This window comes from Novispirillum itersonii, from assembly GCF_014205675.1.
GTDB classification, from domain to species: domain Bacteria; phylum Pseudomonadota; class Alphaproteobacteria; order Rhodospirillales; family Rhodospirillaceae; genus Novispirillum; species Novispirillum itersonii_A.
In genome coordinates, this window is record NZ_JACIIX010000006.1 from 90,920 (window position 1) to 106,621 (window position 15,702).

Annotated in this window: 12 protein-coding genes and 2 tRNA genes; 7 read left to right on the forward strand and 7 right to left on the reverse strand. The window is 65.0% G+C overall.

Features of this window, described 5'->3' with window-relative positions; all coding sequences use genetic code 11:
* The first annotated feature begins 205 nt into the window (after window positions 1-205).
* Together FHS48_RS09510 and FHS48_RS09515 are read left to right on the forward strand one after the other, a co-directional pair.
* Entirely contained in the window at window positions 206-1,612 is a 1,407-nt protein-coding gene (locus FHS48_RS09510) for an NAD(P)/FAD-dependent oxidoreductase (protein WP_184263335.1), read from the forward strand.
* Between the two features lie 63 nt (window positions 1,613-1,675).
* The gene (locus tag FHS48_RS09515; RefSeq protein ID WP_184263336.1) at window positions 1,676-3,166 is read left to right on the forward strand and encodes a PucR family transcriptional regulator; all 1,491 of its coding nucleotides are present in this window, start codon (window positions 1,676-1,678) and stop codon (window positions 3,164-3,166) included.
* A 71-nt stretch (window positions 3,167-3,237) separates the two neighbouring features.
* Here the strand turns inward: FHS48_RS09515 and FHS48_RS09520 are convergent.
* Window positions 3,238-3,312: transfer RNA gene (locus tag FHS48_RS09520), tRNA-Asn, on the reverse strand.
* A 207-nt stretch (window positions 3,313-3,519) separates the two neighbouring features.
* Window positions 3,520-3,594 (reverse strand) — tRNA-Asn (locus FHS48_RS09525).
* A gap of 320 nt (window positions 3,595-3,914) precedes the next feature.
* On the opposite strand from FHS48_RS09525, the gene FHS48_RS09530 reads away from it, so the two are divergent.
* From FHS48_RS09530 to FHS48_RS09540, 3 genes are all read left to right on the forward strand, one after another.
* Window positions 3,915-4,256 (forward strand): hypothetical protein, encoded by a 342-nt coding sequence (locus FHS48_RS09530; RefSeq protein WP_184263337.1) that lies wholly within the window; start codon window positions 3,915-3,917, stop codon window positions 4,254-4,256.
* Between the two features lie 374 nt (window positions 4,257-4,630).
* Window positions 4,631-6,232, forward strand: coding sequence for a lysine--tRNA ligase (locus tag FHS48_RS09535; RefSeq protein ID WP_184263338.1), 1,602 nt, complete (start codon window positions 4,631-4,633; stop codon window positions 6,230-6,232).
* Between the two features lie 269 nt (window positions 6,233-6,501).
* On the forward strand, window positions 6,502-6,708 hold the full coding sequence (locus FHS48_RS09540; protein ID WP_184263339.1) for a hypothetical protein: 207 nt from the start codon (window positions 6,502-6,504) through the stop codon (window positions 6,706-6,708).
* Window positions 6,709-7,100: 392 nt separating this feature from the next.
* Here FHS48_RS09540 and FHS48_RS09545 read toward each other — a convergent pair whose 3' ends face one another.
* The 3 genes from FHS48_RS09545 to FHS48_RS09555 form a co-directional block, all read right to left on the reverse strand.
* Window positions 7,101-7,448 (reverse strand): hypothetical protein, encoded by a 348-nt coding sequence (locus tag FHS48_RS09545; RefSeq protein WP_184263340.1) that lies wholly within the window; start codon window positions 7,446-7,448, stop codon window positions 7,101-7,103.
* A gap of 72 nt (window positions 7,449-7,520) precedes the next feature.
* Window positions 7,521-8,954, reverse strand: a complete 1,434-nt coding sequence (locus FHS48_RS09550; RefSeq protein WP_184263341.1) for an SPOR domain-containing protein — start codon at window positions 8,952-8,954, stop codon at window positions 7,521-7,523.
* A gap of 492 nt (window positions 8,955-9,446) precedes the next feature.
* The gene (locus tag FHS48_RS09555) at window positions 9,447-10,433 is read right to left on the reverse strand and encodes a tRNA dihydrouridine synthase (protein WP_311769117.1); all 987 of its coding nucleotides are present in this window, start codon (window positions 10,431-10,433) and stop codon (window positions 9,447-9,449) included.
* A 384-nt stretch (window positions 10,434-10,817) separates the two neighbouring features.
* Here FHS48_RS09555 and FHS48_RS09560 point away from each other — a divergent pair, with 384 nt between their 5' ends.
* Both FHS48_RS09560 and FHS48_RS09565 read left to right on the forward strand, forming a co-directional pair.
* On the forward strand, window positions 10,818-11,657 hold the full coding sequence (locus tag FHS48_RS09560; RefSeq protein WP_184263342.1) for a 3-oxoadipate:acetyl-CoA acetyltransferase: 840 nt from the start codon (window positions 10,818-10,820) through the stop codon (window positions 11,655-11,657).
* Window positions 11,658-11,795: 138 nt separating this feature from the next.
* On the forward strand, window positions 11,796-12,599 hold the full coding sequence (locus FHS48_RS09565; RefSeq protein WP_184263343.1) for a universal stress protein: 804 nt from the start codon (window positions 11,796-11,798) through the stop codon (window positions 12,597-12,599).
* Window positions 12,600-12,736: 137 nt separating this feature from the next.
* Here the strand turns inward: FHS48_RS09565 and FHS48_RS09570 are convergent, their stop codons facing one another.
* Window positions 12,737-15,274, reverse strand: a complete 2,538-nt coding sequence (locus FHS48_RS09570) for a phage tail tape measure protein (protein ID WP_184263344.1) — start codon at window positions 15,272-15,274, stop codon at window positions 12,737-12,739.
* Between the two features lie 218 nt (window positions 15,275-15,492).
* Window positions 15,493-15,687, reverse strand: a complete 195-nt coding sequence (locus tag FHS48_RS09575) for a DUF2783 domain-containing protein (RefSeq protein WP_184263345.1) — start codon at window positions 15,685-15,687, stop codon at window positions 15,493-15,495.
* Between the last annotated feature and the right edge of the window lie 15 nt (window positions 15,688-15,702).

The following is a 15,702-nucleotide window of genomic DNA, read 5'->3' on the forward strand; positions in this document are numbered from 1 at the left end:
ACAACCTCTCTCTAAACCAAGGTCAAGGAGGCCAAGCCTTCTTGCGGATGCAGGGCAGCGCCCTGCGTTCCTTCCCTCCCGCCCCATCTCCCGTTTCCTCCGATCGTCGCATCAGCTCTCCGATCTTTCTAATCCGGTTGCATTGACGGCACCGGGGCAGGGGCGGGAGAGTGGGGGCACTGTCCCCGCCCGGAGGCCCGGCCCGATGATCCGTTTTCCGCATACCGCCCCGCTGAAGCGCAGCCACTGGCAGCAGTCGTTGGGTCCCGTTACGCCGTTTCCCGCCTTGGCGGGGGTGGAGGAGGCCGATGTGGCCATTCTCGGCGGCGGGTTTGTCGGCCTGTGGACGGCGCTGACCCTGAAGCAGCACGACCCCGGGTGCCGGGTGGTGATTCTGGAGCAGGATGTCTGCGGCGGCGGGGCCTCCGGGCGCAATGGCGGCTTTGTCATGTCGTGGTGGCCGAAGATCGGCACGCTGGCGTCCCAGTGCGGGGCGGATCAGGCGCTGTTCCTCGGCCACAGTGCCGAGCGGGCGATCACGGAGCTGGGGGAGTTCTGCCAGCAGCACGGCATTGATGCCCATTTCGTGCAGAAGGGCTGGCTGTGGACGGCCACCACCCCGGCGCATGTCGATGCGTGGAACGGGACACTGGCGGCCTGTGCCCGGCTGGGGGTGCAGCCGTTTGAGCGGCTGTCCCCGGCGGAGGTGGCGCGCCGCACCGGATCGGCGGTGCATCTGGCCGGGGTGTTTGAGGCTTCCAACGCCACGGTGCAGCCTGCGGCGCTGGCGCAGGGGCTGCGCCGGGTGGCGGCGGAGGCCGGGGTACGGATCTATGAAGGATCGGCGGTGACGGGGATTGAGCCCGGCTCTCCGGCGCGGGTGCATACGGCAGGCGGGCAGGTGCGGGCCGGGGCGGTGGTGCTGGCGACCAATGCGTGGTCGGCGGCGATCCCGGAGCTGGCGCGGCTGATTACGCCGGTCAACAGCTCCATCGTCATCACCCGCCCGGTGAAGCAGGCGCTGGAGGAGGGCGGCTGGACCGGCGGAGAGTCGATTACCGACTCCCAGCTGATGGTCGATTACTACCGCACCACCCGTGACGGGCGGATTGCGTTCGGCAAGGGCACCGGGGCGATTGCTTACGGCGGCAGGATTGACGGCACCTTCAGTGACCATGCCGCCAGTCTGGCGATGACCCGCGCCGATCTGGCCCGCACCTATCCGGCCTTGCCGCCGGATGCGGTGGAGGGGGGATGGTCCGGCCCGATTGACCGCGCCTATGACAGCCTGCCGGTGTTTGGCAGCCTGACCGGACAGGGCAATATCCATTATGGTATCGGCTGGAGTGGCAATGGCGTCGGCCCCAGCCGTCTGGGCGGGCGGATTCTTGCCAGTCTGGCGCTGGGCCACCGTGATGAGTGGAGCGGCTGTGCGCTGGTCGGGCGGGCATGCCGGGCCTTTCCGCCGGAGCCGCTGCGCTTTGTCGGCGGGTCGCTGGTGCGGCAGGCGGTGATCCGCAAGGAGCGGGCGGAGATGCAGGGGCGGCCTCCGGCGGCGCTGGACCGCCTGCTGGCCGGGCTGGCTCCGTCCGGGCTGGAAGATAAATCCTGATCCGCCCCCTGCCACCCCCTTCCGGGTGCCATCGGGGTGTTGATGGTCTGAAAAGGGAACGCGATGCCGCTGCGGCTTCTTGACCTGATTGCGATGCCGGAGCTGCGGACCCGTCCGCTGGCGGACCGGAATCTCGACCGCGCCGTGCGCTGGGCCCATGTCTGCGAACTTTCCGACCCGACGGAATGGCTGGGGGAGGGGGATTTGCTGATGACCACCGGCATCGGCATCCCCCGGGCTCCGGCCGATCAGGCGGCCTATGTCAGCGCCCTGTCACAGGCCGGTCTGGCCGGGCTGATGATCGGGGAGAACATGCAGGCCCCGGCGGACCTGTCGGCCCTGTATGCGGCGGCGGAGCGTTTGGGGTTTCCGGTGCTGCTGACCGAATACGGGGTGCCGTTTGCCAGTGTGACCCGGGCGATTGTCGATGCTGGACGTCAGCAGGAGTTTGAGCGCCGCAACACCATTGCCCGCCTGTGTGCCAGCGCCCGGGTGGCGATGGAGGGGCTGGCGCTGGAGCCGCTGCTGAAGCGGCTGGAACAGGATATCGGGGCCGGTCTGCTGTTGCTGGATCCGCAGGAGCCGCTGCGGGCGTGGCTGCCCCGGGGGGCAGAGCTGCCGCCCTCGCTGCGCGAGGCGGTGCGGCGGCAACCGCTGGAGTTTTCCATCACCCAGCCGCTGGTGCGCCGCTATCCGTTGCCGGAGGGCGAGGTGCTGGCGCTGTCGGTGCCGTCGCGGCGCGGAGGGGTGCTGTTGGTCCGGGGGGTGGGGGATCCGCTGCCCGATTATAGCCTGCTGCATCATCTGGTTGCCGTGGTCGGCATCGCCATGGAGCGGTTGCAGGCGGAGGCCGAGCGCGCTTTGCGGCTGGGGGCGCAGATTCTGGATGACCTGCTGGCGCAGCGCCTGTCCCCGCATCAGGCGGCGGAGCAGCTGGAGCCGTTCCACCTGCGGCTGGAAACCGCCTGTCTGGCGGTGACCCGTCTGCCCCGGCACAGGCTGAGTGACTGGAGTGTCCGCTTCCAGCAGCTGGAGGTGCCGGTGGTGCTGCGGGCGCAGGGGGATGAGGTGCTGGTGCTGGCCCAGCCGGCAGACCTGCCGTTTGTTGCCTCGGTTCTCGGGGGTGGGCTGGGGGCCAGTCTGGCGGTCGGCCGGGCCGGGCGGATGCCGGATGCGCTGCGCGAGGCCCGTCTGGCCGAAGCCCATGCCGGGCCGGGCGAGGTCATCGGCTACAGCGGCCATGGTGCCCGGCTGCCGTGGCTGCCGGAAAGCCTGACGGAGGCGGCAGATGCCTTTCAGGCGGTTCTCGGGCCGTTGCGGCAGCCGGATCAGCCACAGGGCGGGGTGCTGCTGCTGTCGTTGCGGGTGTTTCTGGAAGAAAACCGGTCATGGCAGGCGGCGGCGGCCCGGCTGAATATTCACAAGACCACGCTGATCTACCGCATCCGCAAGGTGGAAAGCCTGACCGGACGGTCTCTGGACCGGACGGAGGATGTGGCGGTGCTGTGGCTGGCCCTGCGGGCGGGGGATCTGGCCGGAGGGGCCGGGAACTGACCGCCGCGAACGGGGGAACCCGGAATCAAAAAAGCCACGGCTTTGCAGGCCGTGGCTTTTTTTATCTCGACTGGCTCCGGCGGTAGGATTCGAACCTACGACAGCCCGATTAACAGTCGGGGGCTCTACCGCTGAGCTACACCGGAACAACCAGTCGAGGACCGGGTTTTTAGCAGCCTGATCCGGGCTCGGCAAGCATTGATTTTGTCGATCCGCACTTTTTTTGCCGGATGGCTACAAAGGCGGAAAAGGATTTGGAAAGAACGGGCTACGGGGCTCCGGGCGATGGCAGGGCAGGACGCCGGAATGAAAAAAGCCACGGCTGCGTGGGCCGTGGCTTTTTTTATCTCAACTGGCTCCGGCGGTAGGATTCGAACCTACGACAGCCCGATTAACAGTCGGGGGCTCTACCGCTGAGCTACACCGGAACAACCAGTTGAGGGCCGGGTATTTAGCACCCGAGCCTGTGACGGGCAAGCACTTTTTTGCAGGAAGGCCGAAAAAGAGGGCGTCTTCATAGGTATGTTAGGTAACCTGATGAAAAACAACGGTTATTAGGATTGATCGGAAAAAGCGGCGGTTTTGATCGGAAAAAACTAAACTGAACTGTTCAGTTTGATCTTGCGGTCAGGATCGGGGAGGGCTAAGTTTGTCTCAACAGAACTGAACAGTTCAGTTCGATTTGAAGGCCACCCCCGGAGCTGAGGCTTAACCGGCCCCCCGGATGACCGCTTATAAGGAGCACATCATGTCTGCTTTCAAGACCGCTTTTGCCGCCGTTGCTTTCGCCGCCGCCGCCGCTGCGTCCCTTTCCGCCGCGCAGGCCAGCGACCAGCTTCTGAAGGGCCGCGTGCCGGTTGGCATGGAACAGATCGGCGGCGAAGCCACCCCGGTGTACAGCGACAAGACCTATGTCATCACCGCTGCCAAGCCGGTGGGCTGGACCTCCGGCCGTGATGCCCAGCCGATTTATGACCAGACCGTCACCCGTCCGGTGCTGAACCGGGACGTGGTGAAGGGCGAAATGATCAACAACCAGCTGGTTGTCACCTACCGTGACGATGCGGCGCAGGTCGCTGAACAGAAGTAAGGCCGACCGACCTCTGAAATGATCCGTTTGCCGGTCGGCGAGCCCGCGCGGCGTCTGAGCGTTACCGTCTCGGCATGAACTGACCCAATCGGTCAGTTCATTGGCCGGGCGGTATCAAGATCACTCTGTGGCGGAAGGCCGCTGCAAACAGAGGCTTTTGATGCACAAACGGGGGAGGCGGATCATCGCCGTCCCCCGTTTTGCTGTTTTTCTGCCGCACCCGCAAAAAAATGTGATCACGGAATCCCCGATGGTACCCCTCCGGCGTTGACGGACGCGGCGGCGCGGCATAGGGTGCCAGCCTTGGTCTGCTGCCGGTCGATCCGGCCGGGCGGGCCGTTTCCTTCAACATTTTGATGTGGACCCGAACACTGATGAGCGACTCTCTGGTTGATCTCGCCCGCGATTCCTCGGCCTGGCCCTTTCAGGAAGCCCGTGACCTGCTGGAAAAACGCCTGGGTGGCAAAAAACCGGAGAAAGGCTACGTCCTGTTCGAGACCGGCTATGGCCCGTCGGGCCTGCCGCACATCGGCACCTTCGGCGAAGTGGCCCGCACCACCTGGGTGCGCCGTGCCTTCCAGCTGCTGGCCCCGGATATGCCGACCAAGCTGTTCGCCTTCTCCGATGATATGGACGGCCTGCGCAAGGTGCCGGACAACATCCCCAACAAGGAGATGGTCCGCGAGCACCTCGGCAAGCCGCTGACCCGGATCCCCGATCCGTTCGGCACCCATGAAAGCTTCGGGCACCACAACAACGCCCGCCTGCGTGGCTTCCTCGACAGCTTCGGCTTTGAATATGAATTCAAGTCGGCCACCGAGTGCTATGCCTCCGGCATGTTCGACCATGCCCTGAAGCGGGTGCTGGAATGCTATGACGAGATCATGGCGGTGATGCTGCCGACGCTGGGGGCGGAACGTCAGGCCACTTACAGCCCGTTCCTGCCGGTATGCCCGCGCACCGGCGTGGTGCTGCAGGTGCCGGTGATCCATCATGATGCTGACGCCGGAACCATCGTCTATCAGGACCCGGAAACCGGGGAGAAGATCGAAACCCCGGTCACCGGTGGCGCCTGTAAGCTCCAGTGGAAGCCGGACTGGGGTATGCGCTGGTACGCGCTGGGCGTGGACTATGAAATGTCCGGCAAGGACCTGATCCCGTCGGTGGAACTGGCGGCGAAGATCTGCCGCATCCTCGGTGGCACCCCGCCGAAGAACCTGTCGTATGAACTGTTCCTGGATGACAAAGGCCAGAAGATTTCCAAGTCGAAGGGCAATGGCCTGTCGGTGGAAGACTGGCTGAAGTACGCCCCGGAAGAGTCCCTCGCCCTGTTCATGTATCAGAAGCCGAAGGCGGCCAAGCGTCTGTTCTTTGACGTGATCCCGCGTGCGGTTGATGAGTATATCGCCCATGTGGACAGCTTCCACGGTCAGGACGATAAGGGTAAGGTCAACAATCCGGCGTGGCACCTGCACCATGCCAATCCGCCGCAGACCACCAGCCCGCTCAGCTTCGGCATTCTGCTGAATCTGGTCGGCGTCGCCAATACCGATGATCCGGACGTGCTGTGGCATTACATCCGCAACTACGCCCCGGATGCCAGCCCGGAAGCAACGCCGTTCCTGAACAAGCTGGTGTCTTACGCGATCGTCTACTACAACGATTTCGTCAAGCCGACCAAGCAGTTCCGCAAGGCTTCCGAGGCCGAGCTGAAAGCCCTGACCGACCTGCGCGACCAGCTTAAGGCTGCCCCTGCCGGTGCCGGTGCGGAAGAGCTGCAAAACATCGTCTATGAAATCGGCAAGGCTCACGCGGATACGTTCCCCGGGCTGCGCGACTGGTTCAAGGCCCAGTATGAAATTCTGCTGGGTCAGGATCAGGGGCCGCGCATGGGCAGCTTCTATGCCCTGTACGGCGTCGATAAGTCGGTGGAGCTGCTGGACCGGGCGATTGCCGGGGCGGATCTGTCGGCGTAAGTCACCGGATCCTGTGATCTGACAAAAAGCCGCTCCGGTATTCCGGGGCGGCTTTTTTACGGTCTTTCAACCGGGCTGATACCGGGGGATGTGCCATTTTCTGGCCACATCAGGCTGCCACAGTGGGGGGAAATGAAACAGCGGAGTGTGTCCATGCAGAAAAAATCTGCACACCATGGGCAAAAAAGCACCCCCTGTGATGAACGTCACTGTTGAGAACAGGAGGGCCGGGTAATGTCTCTTCATCAGGCACGGGGTTGGTACCCACGATGACCCGATACGAAATAGCGATCCACAACGCCGATGTCCGGCGTCTGGTTTACGGCGGAGACCATCACCGGGATCTGGCCGACAGCTGGAGTGAAACGCATTACGTGGAGGTTGTCGCGGAGACCCCGGACCAAGCCCGAAACAAGATTTTTAATCGGTATCCCCGAGATCGCGGCTTCGTGATTGAAGCCGTGAAAGAGGCCTGACCGACCCCGGCAGGCAAAAAAGACCGGACGCTCCGTGCATCCCCCCCCGAGCAATCCCACGGAGCGTCCGGTCGCTTTTAAGGTTTTATGGACCCTTCTACCCTTCCCAGATTGGTCGTGATCGGCTGGCACGATGCCGTGTGCTGACATGACCCGCCTTTGGCGCTTCCCGGCCCCCGGGAGGCGCCTTGTTGTTTTTGGCCTTCAGACACCCCGGTTTCCGGGGTATGGGCGTGCCCCAAGCGGGCCCCTCGGGAGGGTCTCAACGCGTTCGGTGGCCAGTCCGTGGTCTGCCCTTACCGGGACCATGCTGCTCTGTGGGCAGAAAAAAGCGCCGCCCGGGTGGGGGCAGCGCTTTTGCTGTCTGACGGGCCTGATATCAGGCCGTGCCTTCAGTGGGTGGTGGTGTCCAGATAGGATCGGGCGTCCTCCACCAGTTCCGTCACCTGTTGCAGGAAAGCATCCAGACGCGCTGTCACCGGCCAGTCGGTGTTGACCTGCATGCTGGCAGCCAGCGACAGCAGCAGCGCCCCCAGCGTGGCATCTGCGGGGTCGGCGGCTTCTTCTTCAAAAAAGGCATCCAGACGGCCGATCAGGTCAATCACCGCGTCGGGGTCAGCCGGGGGGCGGATGGGCACCAGCAGGGCCTGCGTGCTGCCATCCGGGCCTTCCACCGGCAGGGACAGACCGGGCAGATCAACGCCGGGGCGGCCATCGGTGTCAGAGGGGGGCTTGCTCATGAGGCACTTATCCTGTTGGAAACGACGGAAACAGGCCGGGGCAGAACGGGATGGCCACCCCGGCGGGAGATCTTACGGCGGGTCCGCCACATAAACTTCCAGCTTGTGGGCCTTCAGCTTGGCGATCACCGGGGCGGCAGCCTTGCGGGACGAATAGCGCCCGACTTCCACCACCTTCATGGTTTTACCGGCATTGTTGGTGAAGGAATAGACGGATCCGCTCAGGCCAATGGCTTTCAGCTCTGCCAGACGGCTGCGGACATTCTCTTCCTGCGCAAACACGCCGGACCGGATGGCAATGGTGCCGGGGGCAACGCTGGCCTTGGTCTCTTTGGTCTCTTTGTTGTCTTTGGCCGGGGCGGTGCTGCGTGTGGTCACTGTCTGGCGCTGGCCATCGGCGGCAACTTCCACCCGGGATCCGACCGGAGCCTGCGGCAGGGCCAGCGCATCCATGACAGATGCCTGCTGCTGGGGCTGCTGCTGCTGGGATGCCGGTGCCGCGACGCTGCCGACTGCCGGACCGGCGGTGCCGTCTTTCCACTGCACGGCCAAGGGTTCCGTCGCCGGTTTTGTCTCCGGTTTGGCCTCTGATTTGGTTTCGGCTTTCGCGTCCGCTTTGGCGGTGTCCTTGCTCTCGGCCTTCGGTTCTGCTTTCGCTTCAGCCTTCGGTTCCGGTTTGGCCGCCGGTTTGGGGTCCGGTTTCGCCGGTTTTGCCGCAGCGTCCTTAACCGGGGGTTTCGCTTCCGGCTTTGCGGGCAGGGCTTTGACGGGTTCCGGCGGCGGAGCAACCTTTGCCGGTTCGGTCTTAGCCGGCTCGATCTTCGCAGGGGCAGCCTTCGTCGGGTCAGGTTTGACCGGTTCCGGCTCAACACCCGGCGGAAGGGTTGCCAGCGGCTGCGGGGTCTGAGACGGGGTTACCGGAGCCGGAGCCGGAGCCGGAGCCGGAGCCGGAGGCAGCGCAGCCGACACCTGCGGACGCGGGCTGACCACCGGAGCGGGGGGCGCAGACTGGGGGACCGGGGTCGGCGACAGCACGGAGGGCACCGCCTGCCGGACCGGCGGCGGCGGAGCTTCCGGCTCGGCACTGCTGCCCGGCGGAACCGGCTTCAGCAGCATGCTCAGGATCGACTGCGGCGGTTTGGCGTCGAGATCGGAAGGCTTCAGCGGTGCCGGTGGCGCAGGCATGCCTGCGGTCTGGGCCGGTGTATGGGCAGAGGGCGGGGCCGGGCGGGCCGCCGGGGCTGCAACCGGGGCCGGGGCGGGCTCCGGTTCCGGCGGAGCGGGGGGCGGCGTAAACACCTGCGGCCGCACCGGAGTGGGATCGGGATCCACCGTCACCCCGGGGGACAGCGTCGCCTGTGCGGGCGGCGGCATGGGAATTGTGGCGGTCTGGACCGGGCCCCGGCCCGATACCCACACCACCCCGGCGGTGATTCCACCGACGAACAGAAGGCCGCCGCCGATCATCAGGCCTGCGGTCAGGGCGGTCAGGACAGAGCGTGTCAAGGGCAGCACCGGAGCAGAAGAGGAGAGAAGGCGCGGCACAGGCCGTCGCGATGGGGCGGCACGTAGGAAATCGGGCAGGGCGTCAACCTCTCCTCCTGAGACATCAGCGTGACCGTCCCCATGCCCGTCAGCATGGCGCGGAACAGGGGGCTGCCCGGCCCGCTCACGCGGGATCCCGGCCCGACGGCGTGGTGTCTGCATTATGGGATGCGTCTCGGACATGCAGCAACCATCGATCGAATGCAGCGGAAGCGCATCGCGCGGTCCTCTCCCCCACTGGAAAACCGTCAGCCGGCTGATGTCCGGCTGTCTCTGCGCCGGGTATACCCCCCGGTGCCGCCGGAGAATACATCCTGACACTGTTTCTGGCACTTAGCTCCGCCGGATGCAACAGTCTGTCGCCACGGGCAAATCCATGCCTGTGGAAATCTTTGGTACGGCACGGCGTTCCAGTCTTCCCCCGGGGCCGGATCGGTCGGGAACAGGCGAAAATCACCCCCGAGTCGGAACGCCGGTATCGACGCCAGAAAGGCCGGAGGGGTCCGACAGGGCCGCCCGCACGGCGGTGATGTCGGTCAGACCCTTCAGGTGTTCAAACAGGGCCGGGGTGAAGGGCCAGTCGGTGGCGGCATGCTGTTTGACCAGCGCCAGCCACTGCTTCAGCCGCCCGGCCCGCATGGTTGGGGTGCAGTCATCGGCGGCAAGGGCGTCGTCATAGCGCAGGAAGCAGGCGGCAATGCGCTCCCATGGCCATGCGGTGCCGTGGTCCCGCAGGCGGCGGGCCAGATCAGGGCGGGCGATGGCACCGCGCCCCAGCATGACATCAGGGCCGCCGCTGGCAGCGCGACAGGCGGCATAATCCTCCGGGGTCCAGATTTCGCCGTTGGCGATCACCGGAATGTGCAGGGCCGCCCGGATCTCCGCCACATAATGCCAGTGCGCGGGCGGGCGGTAGCCTTCGGCCCGGGTGCGGGCGTGTACCGCCACCGAGGTGGCACCGCCGTCTTCCACAGCGCGGGCAATATCAAGAAAATGCTCTTTGTCCTCATAGCCCAGCCGCACCTTGGCGGTGACCGGGATCCCGGCGGGAACGGCCCGGCGGGTGGCGGCGATGATATCGGCGATCAGGTCCGGCGTTTTCAGCAGGCTGGCCCCGGCGCAGCGGCGGTTGACGGTCTTTGACGGGCAGCCGAAGTTCAGGTCAATCCCCGGAGCCCCGAGGCTGACCGCATAGGCGGCGTTATCGGCGGTCACCTCCGGCTCCGGCCCCATGATCTGGACGTAAACCGGGGTTCCGGCGGCGGTGGTGCCGCCGGTCAGCAGCTCCGGGCAGTACCGGTGCCAGACGTGGGCGGGCAGCACCCCCTGTGAGACCCGGACGAATTCGCTGACAGCCCGGTCGTAGCCGCCAAGGGCGGTCAGCAGACCGCGCATGGCGGGGTCCATCAGCCCTTCCATCGGGGCAAGAAGCAGCTGCACGGCGGGGTCCTTCGGGGGATGGGGGGAAAGGCAGGCCGGGTGTGCCTGAAAGCGGGCGTCAGGTCAACTGCCGGGCAGAGGAGGCGGGGGAGAGCGCTGCGGCCCGGCGGTCCGGACCTGTCGCAGAAGCTGTGCCGGTTTCGCCGGAATGACCTGCTTTCTGCGGCCTGAGAGCCCCTTGGCAGAGGCTTTCGCCTTTTCCGTGAATTTCCGGTGATTTTGGCGTGATGCCTCTGGGAATGCAGCAGATTTTTTCGTAGGATAGGACATCTGTTGCATGAATGTCCGGTTTCCGTTACGTCATCGCCGCGCCCCGGTCCGGGGCGTGCCGCCTCCGGGGGGAGACGCGGGATGACGCCCGAAGCGGAATCAGGGAGTGTGGGGATGAGTCGTCCTATCGTCATCTGTTGTGCCATTACCGGATCCCGCCCGCGCAAGGCTGACAATCCGGCGGTGCCGGTATCACCGGCGGAGCAGATTGAAAGCGCCCACGAAGCCTTTGAGGCCGGGGCGACGGTGCTGCATCTGCACGTCCGCGACGAGCACGAGCGCCCCTGTTTCCTGCCCGAACGCTTTGCGGTGGTGATGGAAGGGGTTTATGAGCATTGCCCCGGCATGATCATCGAACTGTCCACCGGCGGGGTTGCCGGGTCGCCTGCTGACCGGGCGGCCAGCCTGCCGCTGCGCCCGGATATGGCAGCGATTGCCCTTGGATCGGTCAATTTTCCCAACGGGGTTTATCACAATCCGCCGGATGTGATTGACGAGCTGGCCCGCACCTGCGCCGACCTGCATATCAAGCCGTGTATCGAGGTGTTTGATCTGTCGATGATCTACACCGCCCGTGCCATGTGCGATCAGGGACTGCTGCGGGAGCCGCTGCATTTCCACATCGTTCTCGGCGGGCAGGGGGCTCTTCCGGCCCGGCGGCAGGTTCTGGATTTTATCGTCGCGGAAATCCACAACCTGTTCCCGGATTCCACCTGGATGGCCTCCGGCCTCGGGCGGCATCAGGACATTGTGATGGATTGGGCGCTGTACCTTGGCGGCCATATCCGCACCGGTCTGGAAGACAACATCCGCATCACCCGCGATGAGCTGGTCAGCAGCAATGCCCAGCTGGTCCGGCGGGCCGCCGATCGTTGCATTAATTACGGTTTTCGGGCAGCCTCGGTGGCCGAGGCCCGGAAAATTCTCGGTCTGCCCTCGGTCCCGGAGCGGTAAACTGCCGCAAGGGTGCCGCCGGGGCGGCGGTGACGATGGGAGATATCCACCGCCGGTGTCAGGCCGGAATCAAGACCTGCTCCGCCTGCTCAGGCAGGGGTATGGATCAATAAAAACCAAACAGGGGTTTACAGCAGAATGAGCTATAAGAATCTGATCGTCCATCTGGACAGCAGCGACCGCGCCATGGACCGTCTGGAGACCGCGATTTCTCTGGCCAAGCGCTGGGGCAGCCGGGTGGTCGGCGTGTTCGCCGAGGTGGATTCCGGCTTGCTTGGCCGTACTGCGGAAGCCGAGGTGGTGATCGCCTATGACGCTGCCGGAAAAGAGTTTGAGGCCCGCACCGCCGCTGCCGGGATTCCGGCGGTGTGGCGGTCGCTGGTGCATGGCAACCACCATCAGGTCACCCAGACCATGATCGAGGCCGCCCGCCGCGCCGATCTGACCATTCTGGGCCAGACCGACCGCGAAGACCGCAGCAGCCGCACCCCGTCTGATCTGGCGGAGCAGGTGGTGATCAATTCCGGCCGTCCGGTTCTGCTGCTGCCCTACGCCGGGTCCTTCCCCAACATCGGCAGCCGGGTTCTGGTGGCGTGGAACGGGGGCCGGGAATCTGCCCGCGCCGCCAACGATTCCATTCCGCTGATCCGCAATGCCGAGCGGGTGGTGGTGATGGCGATGAACCCGCAGGGGGCCCGCCCGCTGGACGGTTCCGGCCTGTGCGACCATCTGGCCTGCCACGGCATCAATGCCGACCGCGAACTGCTGGAAGTCAAGGATATCGGCGTTGCCGATTATGTGCTGTCGCATTGCACTGACATCGCCGCTGACCTGCTGGTGATGGGGGCTTTCGGGCATTACGGCTTCCCGCACATGCTGCGCGGCGGCGTCACCCGCGACATCATCGCCCACCTGACCGTGCCGGTGCTGCTGTCGCATTAAGCTCTTCGGGACGATGACGGGGCCTCCCCCTTCTGCGGAAGAGGGAGGAAACCCCAAAAGCTAACGGGGCGGTCCGCAGGGGCCGCCCCGTTTTCTTAACGGTGGTTTTCTTGACCGTGCCCGATGGAGGGCAGGGGTCAGTTGACCTCCATCCGCCCGATGGCGCGGGCCAGAACCGCATACAGCCGCCCCATGTCCGAGGAGGCGAACACGGCTGACAGGATGTCGCCGCGTTCGTTGGTATGGGCGGCCTTCATGAAGATCTCGCATTCATTCAGGTAGCGGTTGACGTACTGACGGAACTCGCGGTTTTCCATGTACATCTTCTTCACCGCCCCCAGCTGGGTGCGGTTGATCGCCTTGGCGGCAAAGCTGAGGAAGGCGTTCTGTTCGCCCTTATAATACCGCTTCCACAGGTCGTCTTCCGCTGACGGGCTGAACAGACGGGTGATGTCAATCGCCGCCATATGCAGCTGGTCGATTACATAGGACGTCTCGCTGATGAAATGCTGAAGGTTGACATCAACCCGTGTGCTTTCCATCGCCTTGACCTGTTCCTCGGCGGCCTGCACCCCGGCCATCAGGGCTTCGGTGTGGTGATTGAACTCGGTTCCGGCGCGGATCACCAGTTCGGCAGTGCGGGCCCCGGCCTGCGCGATGGCGTTTTCGCTGTCCTGCATGGCCGCATTCAGGCGGGACAGTTTGTCCTCGGTGTCCTCGGTCAGCAGGTTCAGGCTATCCACCTGCGCCCGCAGGGCTCCCCCGGCCCCGGTCAGGGTTTCCATGGTGGCGCGGGCGGAGGTGCCGAAGCGGTCCATGCCCTCGTGCAGGATCATGCCGGACTGTTCCACCCGTTGGGTGCCGGATTCAACCGCCTGTTCAAAGTCGGTCATCACCGCGTTCAGGGTCAGGCGCAGGCTGTCGGCCCGCTCGATGGCATGGCCGGTGACCATGCCGAACTGGTCGGCCTCGGTCCGCAGGTCATCGGCCAGCGCCCGGATCGCCTCGGTGGTTTCGTGGGTGGCATGGGTGATGTGCCCGGCCTCCGCCGAGAAGTTCTGTCCGGTCTGGGTCAGGGCATCAATGCTGTGCAACATGCCTTCGGTGGCGGTGCGGATGTGGGTGATCACCGCATCGGCTTCGGCGGCGATGATTTCCCCGGCGGTATGGATATCGGCGGTGATGGTGCTGATCTGGGCGGCACCCTGTTTGACCGCTTCGGTCACGGTCTCGATTTCCACCCCGGCGCGGGCGGTGGTGCGGGTGACATCGACCGCCGAGCGGGACATCAGGTCCGACAGATGGCGGATGCGCTCTGCTGCCCGGTCAGTGGCCTGTGCCACCACCTGCACTTCTTCGCCACAGGTCTGGGAAACCTTGTGCATTTCTTCGCCGACGCGCTGGATGGCATCCTCCAGCGACCGCACCTGCTGCTGCAACAGCAGGCGGACGCTTTCACCCTGTTGCGAGGAGTCGTGGATGGCGGCGGCGGCCAGCTGAGCCCCTTCCAGCGCATCGGTGGCGACATCGCGGAAGGCGTTGAAGTCCCCCAGCGCGGCAGCGGTGGCGGCGTCCAGCTCCTGCGTGGTGGTGCGGGCGGCTTCGGTCAGGCGGGTGTGGCGGTCTTCCAGAGAGTCCGCCTGCTTTTGCAGCATGTCGTTGAAACCGCCGAGCTGGTCCTTCAGGTCCGCGGTCAGGCTGCCGAAGGCGGTGGCCTGTCCGGTCAGGCCGTCCAGCGTGGTCTGAATGGTTTCGGCATGGCGGGCGACAGTGGCGGCAGCGGCATCGGCCCCGGTGATCAGAGCCTGCGCGGTGCGTTCGAAGGCTTCGGTGGTGCTGCGGGTGGAAGTCAGGGCGGCATCGTGGCGGTGGATCAGCCCTTCCAGCGCCGTGGTGCGGCGGTTGAGCTCGTCGTTCAGGCCGTTCAGGCTGCCGTTATGGCGTTCAAACGTGTTGGCCAGACGGTCGGTGGCGGCATCAGCCTGCCGGACGGTTTCTTCCAGTGTGCTCTGGCGGCGGGCCAGAGTGGTTTCCGCCGTTTCGGTGGTGGTGGTGATCCGCTCGACCAGATCGCTGACGGCCTTCACCTGTTCGGCAACCCGGTTCAGGGCCGGGGTGGTTTCCTTACTGATGTCGGTGGTGATGCGCACCAGTTCGCCGGATTCCCGGCTCAACATCGCCCGTACCGTTTCTGCCTGCGTCACCGCGTCACGGGTCGCATCCTGTAGGGCGCGGGTCTGCTCCTTCAGGGTTTCCGACAGGCGGCTGAAGCGGCTGTCCCCGGTGTCATCGGGGATCACCAGCAGCGAAATCTGCTGTTTAAGATAATCGGCTTCGGCGCGGAAGGAACTGCTGCGGTCGGAGAGGATCACCAGCAGCCACAGCGCCAGCAGCGGCAGGGTTGCAACCGCACCAAGGGCGGCGACGGTCAGGGGTGGCCCGGCCAGAAGGCTGTCCAGCCCCGGCCCGGTCACTCCATAGGCGGTAATCAGCCCGATCCAGACAAGGCTGAGGACGTTGCCGACCCACAGGGCCGGACGGGGCCGGGGTGGGGGGGGTGCCGACGGGGCAGGGCCGGACGGCACCGGAGCCGGAGGCAGTTGCCCCCCGGTGTCTTCCCGCACGGGGGAAATCACCGTTGTGCCCGTTTCACCGGTGCGCTGATCGTCGGACATGGTCGCTCCCGAACTTTACTGTCTCTCCGCCGGAATGCCACACTGCCAAAAGTGGTTTGCAAAAGGGTTAAGAAATCATTCTGAAGTGATAGATGAGCTTTGTTCCGGGGGCTCCGGTGGGGGGTGTCTGGTACCGTCTGTCTGGAAACGGTCCGGGCCGGGAGGGGTGTCCTCCCGGCCCGGACCATGGATCCGCTATGAAACCCGCAGCGGCGGGATTACTCATACCCGTCCCGGGCCACCGCCAGCGCCTGTTCCAGCACCGGCAGGTCGCCGATGTGGTTGGCCAGCAGCAGCACCAGCTTACAGTTCACATCCCGGCTCTGTTCATCGGTCAGGCCGCGATGGGTCTCGATCAGCTTTTCGTAAAAATCATCGGGGGTCGGAATATTTGGGGTCAGGATCAGGGACATGGTCTGGTCCTCGGT